The 19739-nt window shown below is 61.2% G+C and carries 13 protein-coding genes; 7 read left to right on the top strand and 6 right to left on the bottom strand.

Going from position 1 to position 19739, the window contains the following annotated elements; genetic code table 11:
* The 3 genes from QRN46_RS28680 to QRN46_RS28690 all read left to right on the top strand — a co-directional run.
* Positions 1-5408, top strand: a 5408-nt coding sequence (locus tag QRN46_RS28680) for a non-ribosomal peptide synthetase (RefSeq protein ID WP_285358804.1), incomplete at its 5' end; no start/stop codon positions are given.
* Positions 5409-5474: 66 nt separating this feature from the next.
* Positions 5475-6623, top strand: coding sequence for a macrolide transporter subunit MacA (gene macA, locus QRN46_RS28685; RefSeq protein WP_011333642.1), 1149 nt, complete (start codon positions 5475-5477; stop codon positions 6621-6623).
* Positions 6624-6625: 2 nt separating this feature from the next.
* Positions 6626-8581, top strand: coding sequence for a MacB family efflux pump subunit (locus QRN46_RS28690; protein WP_285358807.1), 1956 nt, complete (start codon positions 6626-6628; stop codon positions 8579-8581).
* Positions 8582-8646: 65 nt separating this feature from the next.
* Here QRN46_RS28690 and QRN46_RS28695 read toward each other — a convergent pair whose 3' ends face one another.
* The 4 genes from QRN46_RS28695 to glcD form a co-directional block, all read right to left on the bottom strand.
* Positions 8647-9417, bottom strand: coding sequence for a helix-turn-helix transcriptional regulator (locus QRN46_RS28695; RefSeq protein ID WP_201820533.1), 771 nt, complete (start codon positions 9415-9417; stop codon positions 8647-8649).
* A 956-nt stretch (positions 9418-10373) separates the two neighbouring features.
* The gene (gene glcF / locus QRN46_RS28700; protein WP_201820530.1) at positions 10374-11606 is read right to left on the bottom strand and encodes a glycolate oxidase subunit GlcF; all 1233 of its coding nucleotides are present in this window, start codon (positions 11604-11606) and stop codon (positions 10374-10376) included.
* A gap of 3 nt (positions 11607-11609) precedes the next feature.
* Positions 11610-12674 (bottom strand): glycolate oxidase subunit GlcE, encoded by a 1065-nt coding sequence (glcE, locus tag QRN46_RS28705; RefSeq protein WP_201820527.1) that lies wholly within the window; start codon positions 12672-12674, stop codon positions 11610-11612.
* Entirely contained in the window at positions 12674-14173 is a 1500-nt protein-coding gene (gene glcD / locus QRN46_RS28710) for a glycolate oxidase subunit GlcD (protein WP_201820524.1), read from the bottom strand. The genes glcE and glcD overlap by 1 nt, the downstream gene beginning before the upstream one ends.
* 155 nt (positions 14174-14328) lie before the next feature.
* On the opposite strand from glcD, the gene QRN46_RS28715 reads away from it, so the two are divergent.
* The 3 genes from QRN46_RS28715 to QRN46_RS28725 are packed head-to-tail and all read left to right on the top strand — an operon-like array spanning position 14329 to position 16641.
* Positions 14329-14970 carry a LysE family translocator gene (locus tag QRN46_RS28715; RefSeq protein WP_108561297.1) on the top strand — a complete coding sequence of 214 codons (642 nt, stop codon included), beginning with the start codon at positions 14329-14331 and terminating at the stop codon, positions 14968-14970.
* Between the two features lie 49 nt (positions 14971-15019).
* Positions 15020-16147 (top strand): saccharopine dehydrogenase family protein, encoded by a 1128-nt coding sequence (locus QRN46_RS28720; protein WP_108561300.1) that lies wholly within the window; start codon positions 15020-15022, stop codon positions 16145-16147.
* A 2-nt stretch (positions 16148-16149) separates the two neighbouring features.
* On the top strand, positions 16150-16641 hold the full coding sequence (locus tag QRN46_RS28725; RefSeq protein WP_085655740.1) for a DUF2269 family protein: 492 nt from the start codon (positions 16150-16152) through the stop codon (positions 16639-16641).
* A 54-nt stretch (positions 16642-16695) separates the two neighbouring features.
* Here QRN46_RS28725 and yghU read toward each other — a convergent pair whose 3' ends face one another.
* Both yghU and QRN46_RS28735 read right to left on the bottom strand, forming a co-directional pair.
* Positions 16696-17535 carry a glutathione-dependent disulfide-bond oxidoreductase gene (yghU, locus tag QRN46_RS28730; protein ID WP_064382256.1) on the bottom strand — a complete coding sequence of 280 codons (840 nt, stop codon included), beginning with the start codon at positions 17533-17535 and terminating at the stop codon, positions 16696-16698.
* A gap of 170 nt (positions 17536-17705) precedes the next feature.
* Positions 17706-18542 (bottom strand): helix-turn-helix transcriptional regulator, encoded by an 837-nt coding sequence (locus tag QRN46_RS28735; RefSeq protein WP_285358817.1) that lies wholly within the window; start codon positions 18540-18542, stop codon positions 17706-17708.
* 106 nt (positions 18543-18648) lie between these two features.
* Here QRN46_RS28735 and QRN46_RS28740 point away from each other — a divergent pair, with 106 nt between their 5' ends.
* On the top strand, positions 18649-19605 hold the full coding sequence (locus QRN46_RS28740) for a threonine dehydratase (RefSeq protein WP_285358819.1): 957 nt from the start codon (positions 18649-18651) through the stop codon (positions 19603-19605).
* Positions 19606-19739 lie beyond the last annotated feature (134 nt).

Here is a 19739-nt window from a genome sequence, read left to right on the forward strand (position 1 = left end):
TGGCCCGCGAAGATGTGCCGGGGGACAAGCGTCTGGTCGCCTATTACACCGGCGCCCGGCTGGAAATCGACGTGTTGCGCGGTCACCTGCTGGAGCACCTGCCGGACTACATGGTGCCGGCGGTATTTGTGCATCTGGATGCTCTGCCGCTCAGTCCGAACGGCAAGCTCGACCGCAAAGCCCTGCCGGCACCGGATCAAGCCTCGCTCATCACCCGCGAATACGAAGCCCCGGTCGGCGAGGTGGAAATCCTCCTCGCCGGACTCTGGGCCGAACTGCTCAACGTGGAGCGAGTAGGGCGCCACGACAACTTCTTCGAGTTGGGCGGGCACTCGCTGATGGCTGTCAATCTGGTGGCGCGGATGCGCCATGTCGGTCTGGCCGCCGATGTGCGCGTGCTGTTCAGTCAACCGACGCTTGCTGCACTGGCTGCCGCGGTCGGCGATGAGACAGAGACCGAAGTCCCGGCCAACCGTATCGCGCCGGACTGCAAACACATCACTCCGGACATGCTGCCCCTGGTTGCGCTGGATCAGCCCGCCATCGACCGCATCGTCGCCAGCATTCCCGGCGGTGCGGCCAATGTGCAGGACATTTATCCGTTGGCACCGTTGCAGGCCGGCATTCTGTTCCATCACTTGTCGGCGCCACAGGGCGATCCGTATGTGTTGCAGGCGCAGTTCGCCTTTGCCGATGAGTCACGTCTGCGGGTGTTCGCCGAGGCCTTGCAGGCCGTGATCGAGCGCCATGACATTTTGCGTACGTCGCTGTTCTGGGACGGTCTGCAAGAGCCGGTGCAAGTGGTCTGGCGTCAGGCATCGCTGGTGTGTGAAACGGTCGAACTGGACGCCGCTGAAGTGGATGCGCTGAGCCAGTTGCGCAACCGCTTCGATGCCCGGCAATACCGCATGGCCGTCACGCAGGCGCCACTGATGCGCGTGGTGCACGGCTGGGATGCGGTCAATCGGCGCGTGGTGGCGCTGTTGCTGTTCCATCACCTGGTCATGGATCACATTGCGCTGGAAGTGTTGCGCCACGAGATGCAGGCGGTCCTGCTCGGCCAGGTGCGACAACTGGCCGAACCGGTGCCTTATCGCACCTATGTCGCTCGTACTCGCTCGGGGCTGAGCGAAGAGGAACATGAGACGTTCTTCCGTGACATGCTTGGCGACATTGACGAACCGACCCTGCCGTATGGCCAGGGCTCTGTTGCGGAGAGCGGCAACGGGCATGCGCAACGGTTGCTGGACACCGCGTTGAGCCAGCGGGTCAGGGCCAGGGCCAGGCGTCTGGGCGTCAGTGCCGCGAGCTTGATGCACCTGGCCTGGGCCAACGTGCTGGGGCAACTGTCGGGGCGTGAAAACGTGGTGTTCGGCACGGTGTTGCTCGGCCGGTTGCATGGCGGTGAAGGGGCCGAACGGGCGCTGGGGGTGTTCATCAATACCTTGCCGCTGCGCATCGATCTGGGCGGGCAATCGGTGAGGGAGGCCGTGCTGGCGACCCATCAGCGCTTGAACCGCTTGCTGCATCACGAACACGCGCCGCTGGCATTGGTGCAGCGTTGCAGCGCCATGGCGCCGGGGGCGTCACTGTTCAATGCGTTGTTCAATTACCGCCACAGTGGTGCCGGAGGCACGCCGTCCGCTGAGGTCGTGGCGGCATGGCAGGGCATGCAGTTGCTCGATGCCGAAGAGCGCAGCAACTACCGCCTGAGCCTGAGCGTCGATGACCTGGGCGAAGACTTCAGCCTGACCGCGTTAACCACGTCCGGGATCGATGCCGGGCGGATCTGCGACTACATGGATCTTGCGGTCGGCAGCTTGTTACAGGCATTGGAGCGGACGCCGCAACTGGGCATCGATCAGTTGTCGATCCTGCCGCGGGATGAGCGGCGGCAATTGCTCGTCGATTTCAACGCCACTCAACGGGATTACCCGGCGACGTTGACGGTTCATCGTCTGTTCGAACAGCAGGTGACGAAGCATCCGCAAGCGGTGTCAGCGGTGCATGGTGCGCAATCGCTGAGTTACTTTGAGTTGAATGAGCGGGCCAATCGTCTGGCCCATCACTTGATCGGCCAAGGTGTTCAACCGGGCGATCATGTGGCGATTCTTCTGCCGCGTTCGCTGGATCTGCTGATCGCGCAACTGGCCATCGGAAAATGTGCGGCGGCTTACGTGCCGCTGGACATCAACGCCCCGGCCGAGCGTCAGGCGTTCATGGTCGAGGACTGTGGGGCGAAAGCGCTGCTGACCTTCAGCACTGAGACGGTTGATTACGCCGTGCGCCGGATCGACCTCGATGCGCTGAAACTCGATGCGCAACCGCCGCACAATCCGGACCTGCCGCAGTCTTCGGAATCCGTGGCCTACATCATGTACACCTCCGGTTCCACCGGCACGCCGAAAGGGGTGATGGTGCCGCACCGGGCCATCGGGCGACTGGTGATCAACAACGGCTACGCCGATTTCAATCCGCAGGATCGTGTGGCGTTCGCCTCCAACCCGGCATTTGACGCCAGCACCATGGACGTATGGGGGCCGCTGCTCAACGGTGGGCGAGTAGTGGTGATCGATCACGCGACCTTGCTTGATCCGCAAGCCTTCGGACGTGAACTGGCGAACACCGGCGCCACGATCCTGTTCGTCACCACCGCGCTGTTCAACCAGTACGTTCAACTGATCCCCGAGGCACTGAAAGGCCTGCGCATTGTGCTCTGCGGCGGTGAACGCGCCGACCCGGCGGCCTTCCGCCGTTTGCTCGCCGAGGCATCGGACCTGCGCATCATCCACTGCTATGGCCCAACCGAAACCACCACCTACGCCACGACGTTTGAAGTGCGCGAAGTGTCGGAAACCGCCGAAAGCGTGCCGATTGGCGGGCCGATCTCCAACACCCAGGTCTATGTGCTCGACGCCCGTCAGCAACCGGTGCCGATGGGCGTGATCGGCGAGTTGTACATCGGCGGCCAGGGCGTAGCGCTGGGCTATCTGAATCGCCCGGACCTGACCGCCGAAAAATTCCTGCAAGACCCGTTCGGCGATCAACCGGGAGCGCTCCTGTACCGCACCGGCGACCTCGCACGCTGGCTGGCACCGGGTCAGCTGGAGTGCATCGGTCGTAACGACGATCAGGTGAAGATTCGCGGCTTCCGCATCGAACTGGGGGAAATCGAAAATCGCCTGCTGAACTGCGACGGTGTGAAGGAAGCCATCGTGCTGGCGCGGCAGGACGGCCAGGAACCATTGCGCCTCGTAGCCTATTTCACTGCCGAAGAGGGCGTCGACAGCGCCAGTTTGCGGGGGCAACTGCAAGCACGCCTGCCGGAATACATGGTGCCCTCGGCCTGGGTGCAACTCGACGTGTTGCCGCTGAACAACAACGGCAAGGTCGACCGCAAAGTCTTGCCGGTACCGGCGCAGGACGCACTGCTCAGCCGCGTCTATGAGGCTCCGGCCAATCCGCTGGAGGAAACCCTGGCGCAGCTGTGGGCCGAGGTGTTGCAGGTCGAACAGGTTGGTCGTCACGACAATTTCTTCGAACTGGGCGGGCACTCGCTGCTGGCGATTCGTCTGGTCAACCTGATGCAGCAGAGCGGGCTGGAAGTGACGCTGGCCGAGCTGTTCCAGCATGCCAGCATCGAGTCGCTCGGCACGGTGCTCAGCCAGCGCACAGGCGCAGAGCAACAGAACGATGGGCTGGTCGTGGTGCGTGCCGGTGGCACCGGCGCACCGTTGTTCCTGGTCCATGAGTTCAGCGGACTGGACGCCTACTTCCCGGCGCTGGGTTTGCACATCGACGGTGATTTCCCGGTCTACGGTCTACCGGGTATTCCGTTCGGCAAGGCACCGCTGCGCACCATGGAATGCCTCGCCGCACGCATGGTGGATATCATCCGGTCGGTGCAGCCGCAAGGGCCTTATCGCCTGGCCGGCTGGTCGTTCGGCGGGGTATTGGCCTATGAAGTGGCGATGCAGTTGCTCGGCATGGATGAGACGGTGGCGTTCGTGGGTCTGATCGACAGTTTCGTGCCGCGCCTGACCGATCAGGGCAAGGCGCGCTGGAGCGACGAGCACGCGCACAAGCGCCAGTTGCTGCAGCATTGCACGATGTACTGGGCCACCTGCGGCGAGGCGGGGCAAACCGCGCTGGCGCATCTGGCGCTGTTGCAGACCGAGCTGGAACAGATCGACTTCCAGCCGCTGTTGAGCCGTTGCCGGGAAGAGCAACTGCTGCATCCGGATATGGCGGCCGCCGCGCCGCAAGACCTCTGGCACTACCTTGATCGTGAGGTCGCCCACGGTCATGCGCTGGCGCATTACCGGATCAATCCATTGGGCTTGCCGCTGCACCTGTTCCGGGCGCAGGAGCATCCGACGGAGCTGTCTCGTCGTCACCCGACCCTGGGTTGGTCGGATGAAGTTCCGGCCACGCTCCTGCATTGCATCGACGTGCCGGGCGATCACCAGAGCATGATGCAGGCGCCGCATGTGCACGTGCTCGGTCAGGCACTCAGTCAGGCATTGCAGGCTTCGACTGCCATCGAATCCCGAGCCTATCAGCCGTTGCTGACAATCCAGACCGGTCACGCCGGGCATGCGCCGATTTTCTGTGTGCCGGGGGCTGGCGACAGTGTTACCGGGTTCATCCATCTGACCGAAGCGCTGGGGCCGGAGTGGCCGATTTACGGGCTGCAACCCCGAGGCCTCGACGGCGCGACGGTGCCGCACAGCCGGGTCGAAAGCGCCGCCACGTTCTACCTGCGGGCACTTGAGCAGTTGTATCCGCAAGGACCGGTGCATCTGATCGGGCATTCGTTCGGTGGCTGGGTGGCTTACGCCATGGCGGCGCAGTTGCAGGCGGCGGGGCGCGAGGTGGCGTCCCTGACCCTGATCGACAGTGAATCGCCAGGCGGCAACAGCGTGGTGGGCAAGCCGTACACCACGACGGCGGCGTCGTTACGCCTGATCGAGTCGCTGCAACTGTCCAGCGGCAAGTCTCTGGGCATCGATGCGCTGTCCTTCGCCGAAGCCGACGACAGCACGCAAATGCGCCTGCTGCACGAGGGGATGGTGCGCGCGGGTGTGCTGTCCGAACGTGCATCAGCCGATGCGATGCACGGCCCGGTGCGCACCTTCGCCACCGCGCTGCGCACGGTTTATCGACCGGCTCTGGCCTACACCGGGCCGGTGCGTCTGGCGCTGGTGGATGACCCGACGCTGGACGCATCGGGCAATCAGCGCGAGCAGGCGGCGATGCTCGAAGGCTGGCAGCGCGAGGCCAGGGATCTGGCGGTGTGGTACGGCCCCGGCAACCACTTCACGATTCTCAAGGCGCCCAACGTCTTCAGTCTTGCGGCGTGGTGGCATGACGGGTTGACGGTGGCGGCGGGTCAAGTGTTGTCCTGATTGAAGTTTTTATCCTGGAACCCGGCCGCTGGCCGGGCTCAACCCTGAACGGAATTGTGGTCATTTATGGAACAGTCGAAGTTGCGCAAAGTCGGTCTGGGAGTCGCGTTGACGCTGGTGGCCGGGTTGGTGTTCTACACGGTGCAGGCGCCGGCCGAAGCACCGCAATACCTGACCGCCACGGTCGAACGTGGCGACATTGAAAACGCGGTGCTCGCCACCGGTTTGCTGGAGGGCATCAAGCAGGTGGACGTCGGTGCCCAGGTCTCGGGGCAGTTGAAGTCGCTCAAGGTCAAGGTTGGCGACAAGGTCAAGAAGGGTCAGTGGCTGGCGGAAATCGACCCGCTGGTGCTGCAGAACACGCTGCGCCAGGCTCAGGTCGATGAGGAAAACCTGCAAGCCCAGCGACGGGCGACTCAGGCTCAGTTACGCCAGACCAAGGCGATTTACGAGCGCTATCAGAATCTGCAGGAGGACGCCTCGATCTCGCGGCAGGATTTCGAAACCGCGCAATCGAACTATGAAGTGCAGCAGGCCAACCTGATGTCGCTGGATGCACAGATCAAGAGTGCGCACATCCAGATCGACACGGCCAAGGTCAATCTGGCCTACACGCGGATCGTCGCGCCCATCGATGGCGACGTGGTGGGCATCGTCACCCAGGAAGGCCAGACCGTGATTGCCAGCCAACTGGCGCCGGTTCTGCTGAAACTGGCGGATCTGGACACCATGACCGTCAAGGCTCAGGTGTCGGAGGCCGACGTCATTCATATCGCACCGGGGCAAGAGGTGTATTTCACCATTCTGGGCGAGGACAAGCGTTATTACGGCAAGCTGCGCGGCACCGACCCTGCGCCGCAGAACTTCCTTGAAGCGCCGCCAGCCGGGACACCGAAGCAGAACACGGCGGTGTTCTACAACGCGCTGTTCGACGTGCCCAATCCTGATCACCGCTTGCGCATCTCCATGACGGCCCAGGTGCGGGTGGTGCTCGACACCGCCAAATCGGTGCTGACGATTCCGGTAGCGGCGCTGGGCCCGCGCAACAACGATGGCAGTTTCCCGGTGCGAGTGCTGGATGCCAAAGGCCAGGCGCAGTCGCGCAATGTCCAGACCGGGATCAACAACAACGTCAAGGTGCAGGTCAACGACGGCCTGGCCGAAGGCGACCGGGTGGTGATCGGTGATCCGGTGACGAAAGTGGCAGGGGCATGAGCATGAGCGAACCTCTGCTGCAACTGACCGGCATCAGCCGCAGTTTCACTGCCGGCGACCGTGAATTTCTGGCGCTGAAGAATATCGACCTGACGATCCATGCCGGGGAAATGGTCGCGATCATCGGCGCCTCGGGCTCCGGCAAATCGACCCTGATGAACATCCTCGGCTGCCTCGATTACGCCACCGCCGGCAGCTACAGGATCAACGGTCGGGAAACCCGTGATCTGGACAATCAGGCGCTGGCGGAACTGCGTCGCGACTATTTCGGCTTTATCTTTCAGCGCTACCACTTGCTGCCGCACTTGAGCGCGGTGCACAACGTCGAGATGCCGGCGATCTACGCCGGCACGCCGGAACCGCAGCGTCATGCCCGGGCCCGTGAATTGTTGGCGCGCCTTGGGCTGGAAGGGCACCTGACGCACCGCCCGAGCCAGCTATCGGGCGGTCAGCAGCAGCGGGTCAGTATCGCCCGTGCGCTGATGAACGGCGGGGAAGTGATCCTCGCGGATGAGCCCACCGGCGCCCTCGATACCACCAGCGGCAAGGAGGTGATGCGCATCCTGCTGGAGCTGCACGCGGCCGGGCACACGGTGATTCTGGTGACTCACGACCCCAAGGTCGCGGCCAACGCCGAGCGCATCATCGAAGTCAGCGACGGCGAAATCCTCAGCGACCGCCGCAACGAGCGCGACACCGCGGCATTTAGCAATGAGGACGCGGTGCCCAAATCCACGGCAGCGCGGCGTCTGGTGGCCAGCCTCGGGTTGTTCAAGGAAGCCTTCAACATGGCCTGGGTCGCGCTGATTTCCCATCGAATGCGTACCTTGCTGACCATGCTCGGGATCGTCATCGGCATCACTTCGGTGGTGTCGATCTCGGCCATCGGCGAAGGGGCCAAGCGCTATGTGCTGAAGGACATCCAGGCCATCGGCAGCAACACCATCGATATCTACTCCGGCACCAGTTTCGGCGACAGCCGCTCTGCGGCCATCGAAACCCTGGTGCCGGCGGATGTGACGGCGCTCAACCAGCTGTACTACGTCGACAGCGCCACGCCGGTGGTCGGGCGCAATCTGTTGCTGCGCTATCGCAACATCGACCTCGATGCCCAGGTCAACGGGGTCAGCGATCTTTACTTTCAGGTGCGCGGAATCAAGATGGAGTCGGGCATTGCATTCAGCGAAAGTGATGCCCGACGCCAGGCGCAGGTGGTGGTGATCGATCACAACACCCGCCATCGGTTGTTCGGCGAGGGCGTCGATCCGTTGGGGCAGGTGATCCTGATCGGCAATCTGCCGTGCACCGTGATCGGTGTGGCGGCGGAGAACAAGAACATCTTCTCCTCAAGCAAGTCTTTGAATGTCTGGGTGCCTTATGAAACCGCGGCCGGGCGGCTGTTGGGCCAGCGTTATCTGGACAGCATCAGTGTGCGGATCAAAGACGGCCAGCCGAGCAAAGTGGTGGAAGACAACGTCAACAAACTGATGCTGCAGCGTCACGGCACCAAGGATTTCTTTACCAACAACCTCGACAGCGTGATGCAGACCGTGCAGAAAACCAGCCGCTCGCTGGCACTGTTGTTATCGCTGATTGCGGTGATTTCGCTGGTGGTCGGGGGCATCGGGGTGATGAACATCATGCTGGTGTCGGTCACCGAGCGTACTCGTGAAATCGGTATTCGCATGGCGGTGGGGGCGCGACAGTCGGACATCCGTCAGCAGTTTCTGGTGGAGGCGGTGATGGTCTGTCTGCTCGGTGGGGCCATCGGTATTTCGCTGAGTTACGCCATCGGCCATTTGTTCTCGTTGTTCATCAAGGAGTGGGAAATGGTGTTCTCGCTGACCTCGGTGCTCACGGCGGTGATCTGCTCGACGCTGATCGGCATCGTGTTCGGCTTTGTGCCGGCACGCAATGCGTCGCGGCTCGACCCGATCGAGGCGTTGGCGCGGGACTGACCGGCGGGCATGAAAAAACCGCCGTTCCTGGCAGGATGGCGGTTTCCTTACAGGCGTGCGAACGATCAGGCCGCGTTGGACGGGTCGCAGGCGGCCGGGCAGTCTTCAGGTGAATACATCCAGCGCATCAGCGAATGGCGACCGCTGATCCCCAGTTTGATGGCGGCACGCTTGAGGTAGCTCTCGACGGTGTTGACCTTCAGTTGCAGTCGCTCGGCCAGTTCAGGCGCGGTGCGGCCGGCAAGCAGGCCGACGCACACTTCCATCTCACGGTTCGACAGGCTCAGGCCCAGTTGCTGCACGCGCTCGCAAAAGCGCAATCGCAGGGTTTCCAAGCCTTGCAGCGAGGCTTCGGTCGCCGCGGCTTGCGCCTCGGGATCCGCATTCGCCGGTTGCAGCGCGTGGATGTGCTTTTCCACCATCGGCAGCAACACCGGGGAGATGTCCTGCAACAGGCTGCGCTCCCGGGCGGAAAATCGCTTCGACGGCCCGCAGCGGTACACGGAAATCACATAACTGTAACCGTCCTTGCGCCGGGTCAGGTGCAGCTGCGACGCATCGGTGACCGTGGAGGGTTCGGGGGCGGGCACGTCACTGTTGCCGGGATCGGTGCTCAGTTCGGAATACACCGTCTCGGCCGTCAGCGTCGCCTCTTTGGGGCATTCAGGCTCGCTGCGCGGTTGCGCACGTCCGACCGGCTCCACGCGCATCTGCCGGATATGTGTGGCATCCACGGCCAGTTGGGTGAGAATCAGGTCATGCAGCATCCGCGGAAAATGCCGGCTGCCGGTACTGGCAATGACCTTGCCGATGTGAGGGAACAGATGTGAGTTCATGTGTTTCATCCATGAGTAGCAATGGGGGAATTGCGCTTTCCCGATTCTCCGGCTGATGTCCTTGGCCGGCGACAACAAAACGGGAAATTGGATCCTATCCTAGTACAACGTTTGAGCGACGGTTTAATGAAGGGGCTATTAGCTCATAACCAGCCTGAGTGGCGTGGCGCGAAGGGTGCTGCCTGTATCGCGGTAATTAGTTCGTAGGTCTTCGAAGTGATCAATGAAATGTCCTACAGAGACTTTAAGAGGAATCCTACTTATGACAGCTATTTATAGGCGTAAAAAAGCCCGTTTCAGCCGAAACTGAAACGGGCTTCTTCCCGTATCAACGACCGGTTACTTCAGGTCGTTGAAATGGTCTCGCAGGAATTCGTAAAAGCGGAACGCTTGAAACGATCTCCATACGAGGCTCAGCGTACGCAGCAACAGCTTCATACGTTTTGGCCTCCAGGTCGGGGGCCAAACCTCCAGCGCACTTACCGGATCATGTTTGCCTTCGGACAAGCACGTCAGTGTTATCCATGAGGCGGCCGGTTGTGATCCCTCCGAGCCATCATTCCGGCACGGGTGCAAAACCGTGTCGAAGGGCATGAAACCGTTATGGTTCCAGCCAAGCCTCACAGATACACTGTCGAGTGAGCTCGGGCATATTAACCGGTCTCATGGCGTGATTTTGAGGTTCCTGGAAAAAGACTCTGTGTGTTTTGTAATTCGTTATTTCTGCCAGCATGATCTGGTGTGTTAAAGGGCCTGCAGGTCTGCCTTTGTATGAGCAGATCATCGTTAAATACACGCAAAATAACGTTGCAACGAAAACCAAAGATTAATAGTATTCCCGCACGTCAGTGTTGTCCGTGAGCCATCAAGCCCCAGCCGCAAACTGAGGTTTGTCGAAAAAACCGCCCCGCAAAGGCGGTTTTTTTTCGCCCATCGTTTGGCCCTCGACAGCGATCCTACGCCTCGGTAACCGAAGGCAACGCGGCATCCACCAACTCGATCCAGTGCCGGACCGGCGTGCGCCCCGCACCGTCGAGGTGTGTCTGACAGCCGATATTGGCGGTGACGATGACGTCCGGATGGCCGCTTTCCAGGGCATTGAGTTTTTGTTCGCGCAACTGCCGGGCCAGTGTTGGCTGGGTCAGCGAGTAGGTGCCCGCCGAGCCACAGCACAGATGTGCGTCCGGCACAGACGTGAGGCTAAAGCCCAGTCGAGTCAGCACCGACTCCACCGCGCCGCCAAGTTTCTGCGCGTGCTGCAGGGTGCAGGGGCAGTGAAAGGCCAGGCGCTGAACAGCGTGGATGCCGAGGGATTCAAGCGGTTCGTCTCTTAGCACTTCCACCAGATCCCGGGCGAGCGTGGTGACACGTCTTGCCTTCTCGGCGTAGACCGGATCAGCGCCGAGCAAATGCCCGTAATCCTTGATGAACGCACCGCAACCGCTGGCGGTCTGCACGATCGCTTCGGCACCCTGTTCGATGGCCGGCCACCACGCATCAATATTGTGACGGGCGCGGTCAAGGCCGGAGGCCTGGGCGTCGAGGTGATAATCCACCGCGCCACAACAACCAGCCTCGCGGGCCGGGATCACGCTGATGCCCAGACGATCCAGCACCCGTGCCGCTGCTGCATTGGTGTTGGGTGACAAACCCGGCTGCACGCAACCCTCCAGCATCAGCACGTGCCGTGCATGGCGGATGACGGGACGTGATGCGGGCATCACCGCGTCGCGTGGCAGTTTGTCTTGCAGGGCATCGGGCAGTAGCGCCTGGAACATCTGACCGCCAATGACCAACCCTTTGAACAATCGTGGATTGGGCACGATGATTCGCAACCCTTCACGCAATAGTCGTTGCCCGAGCGGGCGCGGGACGGCGGCGTCGACCACTGCCCGACCGATGTCGAGCAGGTTGTGATAATCCACGCCGGAAGGGCAGGTGGTTTCACAGTTACGGCACGACAGGCAGCGATCCAGGTGTTGCTGGGTTTTCGCCGTGACTTTGTTGCCTTCAAGCACCTGTTTGATCAAATAGATGCGTCCCCGCGGGCCGTCCAGTTCATCGCCGAGCAATTGATAAGTCGGGCAGGTCGCGTTGCAGAATCCGCAATGAACGCACGTGCGCAGGATGCTTTCGGCCTCTTCGGCGCGGGGCAGTTGTCGGGCTTGCGGGCTAAGGGTGGTCTGCATGGCTCAAAGCTCCGCGTACAGTCGCCCGGGGTTGAAAATGCCCCGGGGGTCGAGTTGTCGTTTGAGTTGGCGGTGATAGTGCAGCAGGGCGGGCGCCAGAGGATGGAATGGTTCATTGATCAGACCGTGGCTGTAGCAGGTCGCATGCCCGCCGACTTCGCCGACCACTTTGCGAATGACCGTCGCTTCGGCTGTCGATTTGAGCCAGCGTTGCGCGCCGCCCCAGTCAAGCCACTGCTCGCCGGGCAGGTTCAGCAGCGGTGTGTTGAGTGGCACGGACAGGCGCCAGAGCGGTTGGTCTTCATCGAAGAAGCCCAGGCGTTGTTCGTTGAGGTCGGCCCAGAACGAACTGTCGATCAACTCGCCGCCAAGGCGATCATGGGCGGCCGCCACTGAACCTTCGCCACCCTCCAGACGCAAGCGCAATTGCTGGCCATCGTGACACGCGGCGCTGATCGGCAACGGTTGCTGGCCCCATTCGGCCAAGCGCTGCAGGGCTTGTTCGCTGGTCATTTCGAGGCTGAGGCTCAGGCACGCGCGCGGTTTGGGCAGCACCTTGAGCGAGACTTCGGTGATGACTCCCAGCGAGCCGTAACTGCCGGTCATCAGGCGCGACAAGTCGTAGCCGGCGACGTTCTTCATGACCTCGCCGCCGAAGCGCAGATGCTTGCCATGACCCGTGATGATCCGCGTGCCCAACACGAAATCGCGCACCGATCCTGACCACGGCCGCCGCGGCCCGGACAGGCCCGTGGCGATCATGCCGCCGACCGTGGCGTCGTCAGCGAAGGCGGGTGGTTCGCACGCCAGCATCTGTTGCGAGGCGTCCAGTACGGCCAGCAATTCTGCCCGCGGGGTACCGCAGCGTGCGGTGATCACCAGTTCGGTCGGGTCGTAGCTGACGATGCCGCGATGGGCGCGGGTGTCGAGAATCTCGCCACCGACGATGCGTCCGAGAAACGCCTTGCTGTTGGCGCCCTGGATGCACAGTGGCGTAGCGTTTTCCAGTGCTCGGTTGACCTGTTCGAGCAGCGCGGCGCTGTCATCGAAATCCTTGGTATCGCCCATCAGAACCGCTCCAGTTCGGGGAAGGGCAATTGCCCATGGTGTACGTGCAGGGCACCGAATTCGGCGCAGCGATGCAGGGTCGGAATGTTTTTGCCGGGATTGAGCAGGCCTCCGGGGTCGAAGGCTGCTTTCACGGCGTGGAACAGGTTCAGCTCATCACGGTTGAACTGCGCGCACATCTGGTTGATTTTTTCCCGGCCCACGCCGTGTTCGCCGGTGATGCTGCCGCCGACCTTCACGCACAGTTCGAGGATCTTGCCACCCAGCGCTTCGGCACGTTCGAGTTCGCCGGGCTGATTGGCGTCGAACAGAATCAGTGGATGCATGTTGCCATCGCCGGCATGGAAGACGTTGGCAACCCGCAAGCCATATTCAGCTGAAAGCTGAGCAATCGCATGCAGTACGCCGGGTAGCTCGCGGCGCGGGATGGTGCCGTCCATGCAGTAATAGTCCGGCGACAATCGTCCTACGGCGGGGAAGGCATTCTTGCGTCCGGCCCAGAATCGCGCGCGCTCGGCCTCGTCCCGGGCCTGGCGCAGCTCGGTGGCGCCGGCGTGCTCGAGCACTTGCCGGACCCGCGTGCAATCATCGTGGACATCGGCTTCAACGCCATCGAGCTCGCAGAGCAGAATCGCCTCGGCGTCCACCGGATAACCGGCGTGGATGAAGTCTTCGGCCGCGCGAATCGCCAGGTTATCCATCATTTCCAGGCCGCCGGGGATGATGCCGGCCGCGATGATGTCGGCCACTGCGCGGCCGGCCTTTTCCACGGAGTCGAATGCCGCCAGCAGCACTTTGGCCGTCTGCGGTTTGGGCAAGAGCTTGACCGTGACTTCGGTAATCACCCCGAGCAGGCCTTCGGAACCGGTGAACAGTGCCAGCAGGTCGAAACCGGGGGAGTCCAGCGCCTCCAACCCCAGCGTTAGGCGTTCGCCATCGACACTGAGGATCTCGACCTTGAGCAGGTTGTGCACGGTCAGTCCGTATTTGAGGCAGTGCACGCCACCGGCGTTTTCCGCCACATTGCCGCCGATGGAGCAGGCGATTTGCGAGGAAGGATCAGGCGCGTAATACAACCCGAACGGCGCCGCGGCCTGGGAGATCGCCAGATTGCGCACACCGGGTTGAACCCGCGCGGTGCGGGCTTCGGGGTCGATCTGCAGGATATTGTTGAAGCGCGCCATCACCAGCAACACGCCTTTTTCCAACGGCAGGGCGCCGCCGGACAAACCGGTCCCGGCGCCTCGGGCCACCACCGGCACACGTCGTTCGTGGCAGATCCGCAACACGCCCTGAACTTCATCGATATGTCGTGGCAGTACCACCAGCAGCGGCGTGGTGCGATAGGCGGACAGCCCATCGCATTCATACGGCTTCAATTCTTCGCGCTGATGCAGCACTTCCAGGACTGGCCATTGGTGCAGCAGGGCCTGCAGAAGTGCAGTCTTGTCGACGTCGGGCAAAACGCCGTCGACCTGTTCGTCGTAGAGAATGTTCATGATCGCTGGACGACCCTCCGTTGTCGTTATTCGAGGTCGGTGCCGGTTTCCATCATTGGGCTGCTGACACCGAGAAGTAAAGCGTAGCGGCCGGAGGTCCGTTGGCTCCCGCGCTCCTGTAATATGCGGCCACCTCACCCCAACGAGCATGGAAAATGGATTCTCACTCGATTCTGGCCTTTACCCTGGTTGCCGCGATTGCGATCGCCAGCCCAGGGCCCGCGACCCTGATGGCGATCAACAACAGCCTGGCCCATGGTCAACGCAGTGCGATCTGGTCATCCCTCGGCAATGCCAGTGGCCTGTTCTGCCTCTCGGCTGCAGCGATGCTGGGACTTGGGGCCTTGCTGGCCAGCTCCGAAATGCTGTTCAACGCGGTGAAAATCATCGGTGCCGGTTATCTGTTCTACCTCGGGATCCGGCAGTTGTTCAAAAAGGGTTCGATGCTCCCGGAGCACGTTGAAGATGAGTCGAAAAAGGTCCGGCCTACTCGCAGCAAACTGTACAAGTCAGCGTTCCTGACGGCCGTGACCAATCCCAAGGCGACAATGTTCTTCACCGCACTGTTTCCTCAGTTCATCGATCAGGGCGCGACATTGCTGCCGCAGTTTCTGATCCTCACCTCGATTTTCATGGCGTTGTCGGTGACGTCGCTGACGCTTTATGCAGCGCTCGCCTCGCGGGCCAAGGGCGTGCTGACCCGGCCTGCGCTGTCCCGCTGGGTCAGTCGGGTTGTGGGAACTACGTTTATCGGTTTCGGGGCTGCGATTCTGACGATGCGTCGGCAGGCCGCGTAAGTAAAAGCTGTCCGACTGAAATCAGTCATCCATTTCAAGGAAGCATTGCGTGGCACTCAGGGTTTTAGTGGTCGGCGGTTATGGAAATTTCGGCAGCATTGTCAGTCGGCATTTGATTGAGATGCCTGACATCGAGCTGGTGATCTCAGGCCGCGATCCGCAGAAACTGGCGCACAAAGTCGACGAGCTGAAAGCCCGGTCGGGCGTTGTCTGCGAGAGTTGGTGCTGCAACGCGATGGGGGACGGGTTTGACGCAGCTCTGAAATCGATGAACATTCAACTGGTCATCCACACCGGCGGCCCGTTTCAAGGGCAATCCTATGCGGTTGCCGAGCGCTGCATCGGCGCGGGTGTGCATTATTGCGATTTGTCCGACTGCCGAACATTCGTCAACGACATCGGAATCCTCGATGCCCGCGCGAAACAGGCCGGGGTGGCGATTCTCAGCGGTTGCAGTTCGGTGCCAACACTTTCATCGGCCCTTATCGATGAACAGCGGCATCGCTTCTCCCGCATCGATTCGATCGAACATGGTATTTCCTCGTCGGCGAAAATGCCGGGCCTGTCGACGGTTGAAGGTGTTCTGGCCTACGCCGGCAAGCCGATCAGGCAACTCAGGAATGGCCAGGTTCATGAGGTGGCAGGCTGGCTGGACCTGACGTTGCGCAAGATGCCTCACCTGGGCGTTCGGGTGCTGGCGAATGTCGACGTGCCGGACATGGATATCTTCGCTAAACGCTATGGCGCAGGAACCTTGAGTTTCAAGGCGGGTGCGGGCCTGAAGCTGGGTGGTGTGGCCAACGGTCTGTTCGCGCTGGCCCGCAGGTTTGGTGCGTTTCGTGATCATCTTCCCTGGGCCGCGCGGCTTCATCGTTGGGGGACCTGGTTCGAGCGATTCGGTGATGGCAAAAGCGCAATGTATATCGACGTGACAGGACTCGGTATCGACGGAAAACCGCTGGCCATGACGGTGCAGCTCACCGCCCGGAATGACAAGGGACCGGAAATCCCCAGCTGCGCAGCCGTTGCCCTGGCCGCGAAAATCGCGCAGGGATACCAGCCCGAGGCTGGCGCACGTCCTTGTGTAGGAGAGGTCAGCGTTGACGAGTACATGGCGGCCATCAACGATCCGCAGAATCTGAGCCTGTCGATGCATTTCTCTGACGGGCAGAACTGACCGTGCTCTACCTATGCCTCAAATACATTCACATCATCGCCGCGGTTTTCCTGTTCGGATTCGGCATGGGGTCGTACCTCTACCTGATCGCCGCGAGCCGTACAGCCAACCCTCTGGTGATCGCGCACGTGGCGAGAATGGTCGTACGGTTCGACGCCTGGATCACCACACCGGCGGGCTTTATTCAGGTCGCTACGGGATACGGGTTGACCAGGCTTGCCGGAATGACCTTGACCACGGAGTGGGTACTGACGTCCTTGATCATTTTCCTGTGCGTCGGCTCGCTCTGGTTGCCGGTTTTGGTGCTTCAGAAGCGTTTGTACGTGATGGCTTCAAGCGCAGTCGAGACTGGGGCAGGGCTCGCTGATGACTACCGCTGCGTTTATCGAAAGTGGTTCTGGATGGGTGTTGCCGGTTTTCTGGGGATGTTCGTGATCGTGCTGCTGATGGTGACGAAGATGACGCCGGGGCAGTGGGCCGACCTGTTGGTGTAGCGAACGCAACGCCCGATACACCCGAACCGGACGTCGCGTCGTATCAGGTGAAGCTTAATCCAGATCGCTCGCCTGATGCCGCTCCGCAACCTGGCTCGCTTCATCGCCCCACGTCCGGTTGACGCGCTGGCCACGAATCACCGCAGGCCGTTCGGCAATCTCTTGCGCCCAGCGCTGCACATGGGTGTATTCATGGGCGGAAAGAAACTCGGCGGCAGAATAGACATTGTTGCGCACCAATTGCCCGTACCAAGGCCAGACCGCGATGTCGGCGATGGTGTAGTCGTTGCCGGCAAGGTAAGGGCTTTCGCTCAGTCGGCGATCGAGCACATCCAGCTGCCGCTTGGTTTCCATGGTGAATCGATTGATCGGGTATTCGAGTTTCTCCGGCGCATACGCATAAAAATGTCCGAAGCCACCGCCGAGGTAGGGCGCTGAGCCCATCTGCCAGAACAGCCAGTTCAGGGTTTCAGTGCGTCCCGCCAGGTCGGTAGGCAGGAAGGCGCCAAATTTTTCCGCCAGATAAAGCAGGATCGAGCCGGATTCGAAGACGCGAATGGCCGGTTCTGCGCTGCGATCCAGCAACGCCGGAATTTTCGAATTGGGGTTGATCTCGACAAAGCCGCTGGAGAACTGATCGCCCTCGTTGATGCGGATCAGCCAGGCGTCATACTCGGCGCCGGTGTGTCCGAGCGCCAGCAGCTCCTCAAGCAGGATAGTCACCTTCACGCCGTTGGGTGTGGCCAGCGAGTAGAGCTGCAGCGGGTGTTTGCCAATTGGCAATGTTTTTTCATGCGTCGGCCCGGCAATCGGACGATTGATGCTGGCGAACTGGCCGCCGGACGGAGCGATGTGTTTCCAGACCTTGGGTGGAGCGTAGGGCGCCTTGCTCATGAAACGGACCTCATCGGTTGTATGCTGGATGACGTGAGCCGGGCAGGGAGCGTGCCGGGCTCTTGTCGAACAGGACACCATAGAAGGGCGTTTGAATGCCACTGGTTGTTCGCTGAAATGGTTTGGGTAAAAAACAAGCCCGGCAGGTGCCGGGTTTCTGGCCGCTTCTTCTATATAGAAGAATGTTGTTTGTCGGTAGCTGAGCTATGGCGCGAATCTGTGCGCAATTGCGCCGGACTCACGCCGAGGCGCTGTTTGAAGGCTGTGGTCATATGCGCCTGCGAGTTGAAACCGCAAGCGAGGGCTATCTGCGAGAGGCTGGCCGTTGTATCGCGCATTGACGCTCGGGCTTTGGCCAGGCGTCTGTCGATCAGGTAACTGTGAGGGCTTTTGCCGGTCGCCTGCTTGAAGGCGCGCATGAAATAACCTTCGGACAACTCCAGCAATTGCGCCATCGCCGGCACGGCGAGCGGGCTGCCGAGACCGGCGTCAATGAATTCATCCAGCAGGCGCATTCGGCTGCCGGTGATCGAGCCTTGATGCATTGCCGCCTCATGGCCCTCAACCCGTTCAGCCAGGTTGAGCGCCCAGCTTTCCCAGTCATCATCCAGAGAGGCTTGCAACAGCGCATTGCGCATTCGCGACGCGAGGTGAATGGCCAGCGGGTCGATGCGATTGTTGAACGCACTGTCTCCCGCCAGTGCCGTGCCGTCCGTGCGTATCACTCGCAGGTACTCGCCGCCCGTGGGTGACTCGGACAACACGTCACATCCAGCCGGAACAAACGCCAGGCCATTGGGCATCGCATCGAAGGGGCGTATCCGGTCAGTACCAATGGCGTGCACGCCGCGCTGGCTGTCGAAGGCAAAGCCGATCGCTGATTGGGTCGCCACGTACCGCACCGAGTAGGCTGCGCCCGGCAGCAGCTCGATCGCCCACGGGCCGGCTTCGACACGACGTATCGGTTCATCAACGGTTATGGGATGGCGACGGTTTCGAGGGCTCATGAACGCAATAGTAGTGAAGGGGGCGGGTAAAAGTCAGGTCGGTTTTTTGAAAGCCGACGTGATGCGTCCGTGCCTAGACTGGGCCAACGTCCAAGGAGCCACTTATATGCACGTATTCACTCGCGACGACATCGAAAACGCCGCCCGCCAGGTTTATCAGGTGATGTCGGCCACCGCCCAATACCGTTGGCCATTGCTCGCCGAGCGGTTGGGCTGCACCGTTTGGGTCAAGCATGAAAACCACACGCCGACCGGCGCCTTCAAAGTGCGTGGCGGTATTACCTTTATGCACTGGCTGCGTCGTGAGCATCCGACTGTCAAAGGCATCGTTTCTGCGACACGTGGCAATCACGGTCAGAGTCTGGCGCTGGCGGCGCGGGCCGTGGGACTGAAAGCGTTGATCGTGGTGCCGCAGGGCAACTCGCTGGAGAAGAACAACGCCATGCGTGGCTTTGGTGGTGAAGTGGTCGAATACGGGCGCGATTTTGACGAGGCTCGTGAAGAGGCGGCGCGCCTGGCACAGAAGCATGACCTTTTTCTGGTGCCACCGTTTCACGTTGAACTGGTCAAGGGCGTAGCGACCTATGCGCTGGAGCTGTTCGGTGCGGCGCCGGATCTGGATACGGTTTACGTGCCCATTGGTTGCGGATCGGGGATCTGTGGTGTGATCGCTGCCCGCGACGCCCTAGGACTGAATACCGAAGTGGTGGGGGTGGTGTCGACAGAGGCCGCGGCCGCCAAGCTGTCGTTTGAAGCGAACGCGATTTGCGAAACCGCTTCGGCGAATACGTTCGCGGATGGTTTGGCTGTTCGCAAGCCGATTGCGCAGGCGTTCGATATCTATAAAGAAGGGGCAGCGAGGATTCTCTCGGTCAGCGAAGTTGAGATTGCCGAAGCCATGCGCGTGTATTACACCGACACCCACAATCTTGCGGAGGGCGCGGGTGCCGCAGCGTTGGCGGCGTTGATGCAGGATCGGGGGAGGATGGAGGGGAAAAAGGTCGGGGTGATTCTGTCCGGAGGGAATATTGACCGATCGGTGTATGCAAAGGTGATTGGTTGATTGCTGATGTGCTGGTTGGCGGGCTTGGCATTCACTCACAGCAATTCGTTCGCGTCTAACATAGAAGCGGCCTTTTTCATTTCTTGATAGAAAAAGCAAATTAAGGGTTGACGGCAGATTCTGAGTCTCTATAA

This window comes from Pseudomonas sp. lyk4-R2A-10 (assembly GCF_030209075.1).
In the GTDB taxonomy this organism is placed as follows: domain Bacteria; phylum Pseudomonadota; class Gammaproteobacteria; order Pseudomonadales; family Pseudomonadaceae; genus Aquipseudomonas; species Aquipseudomonas glycinae.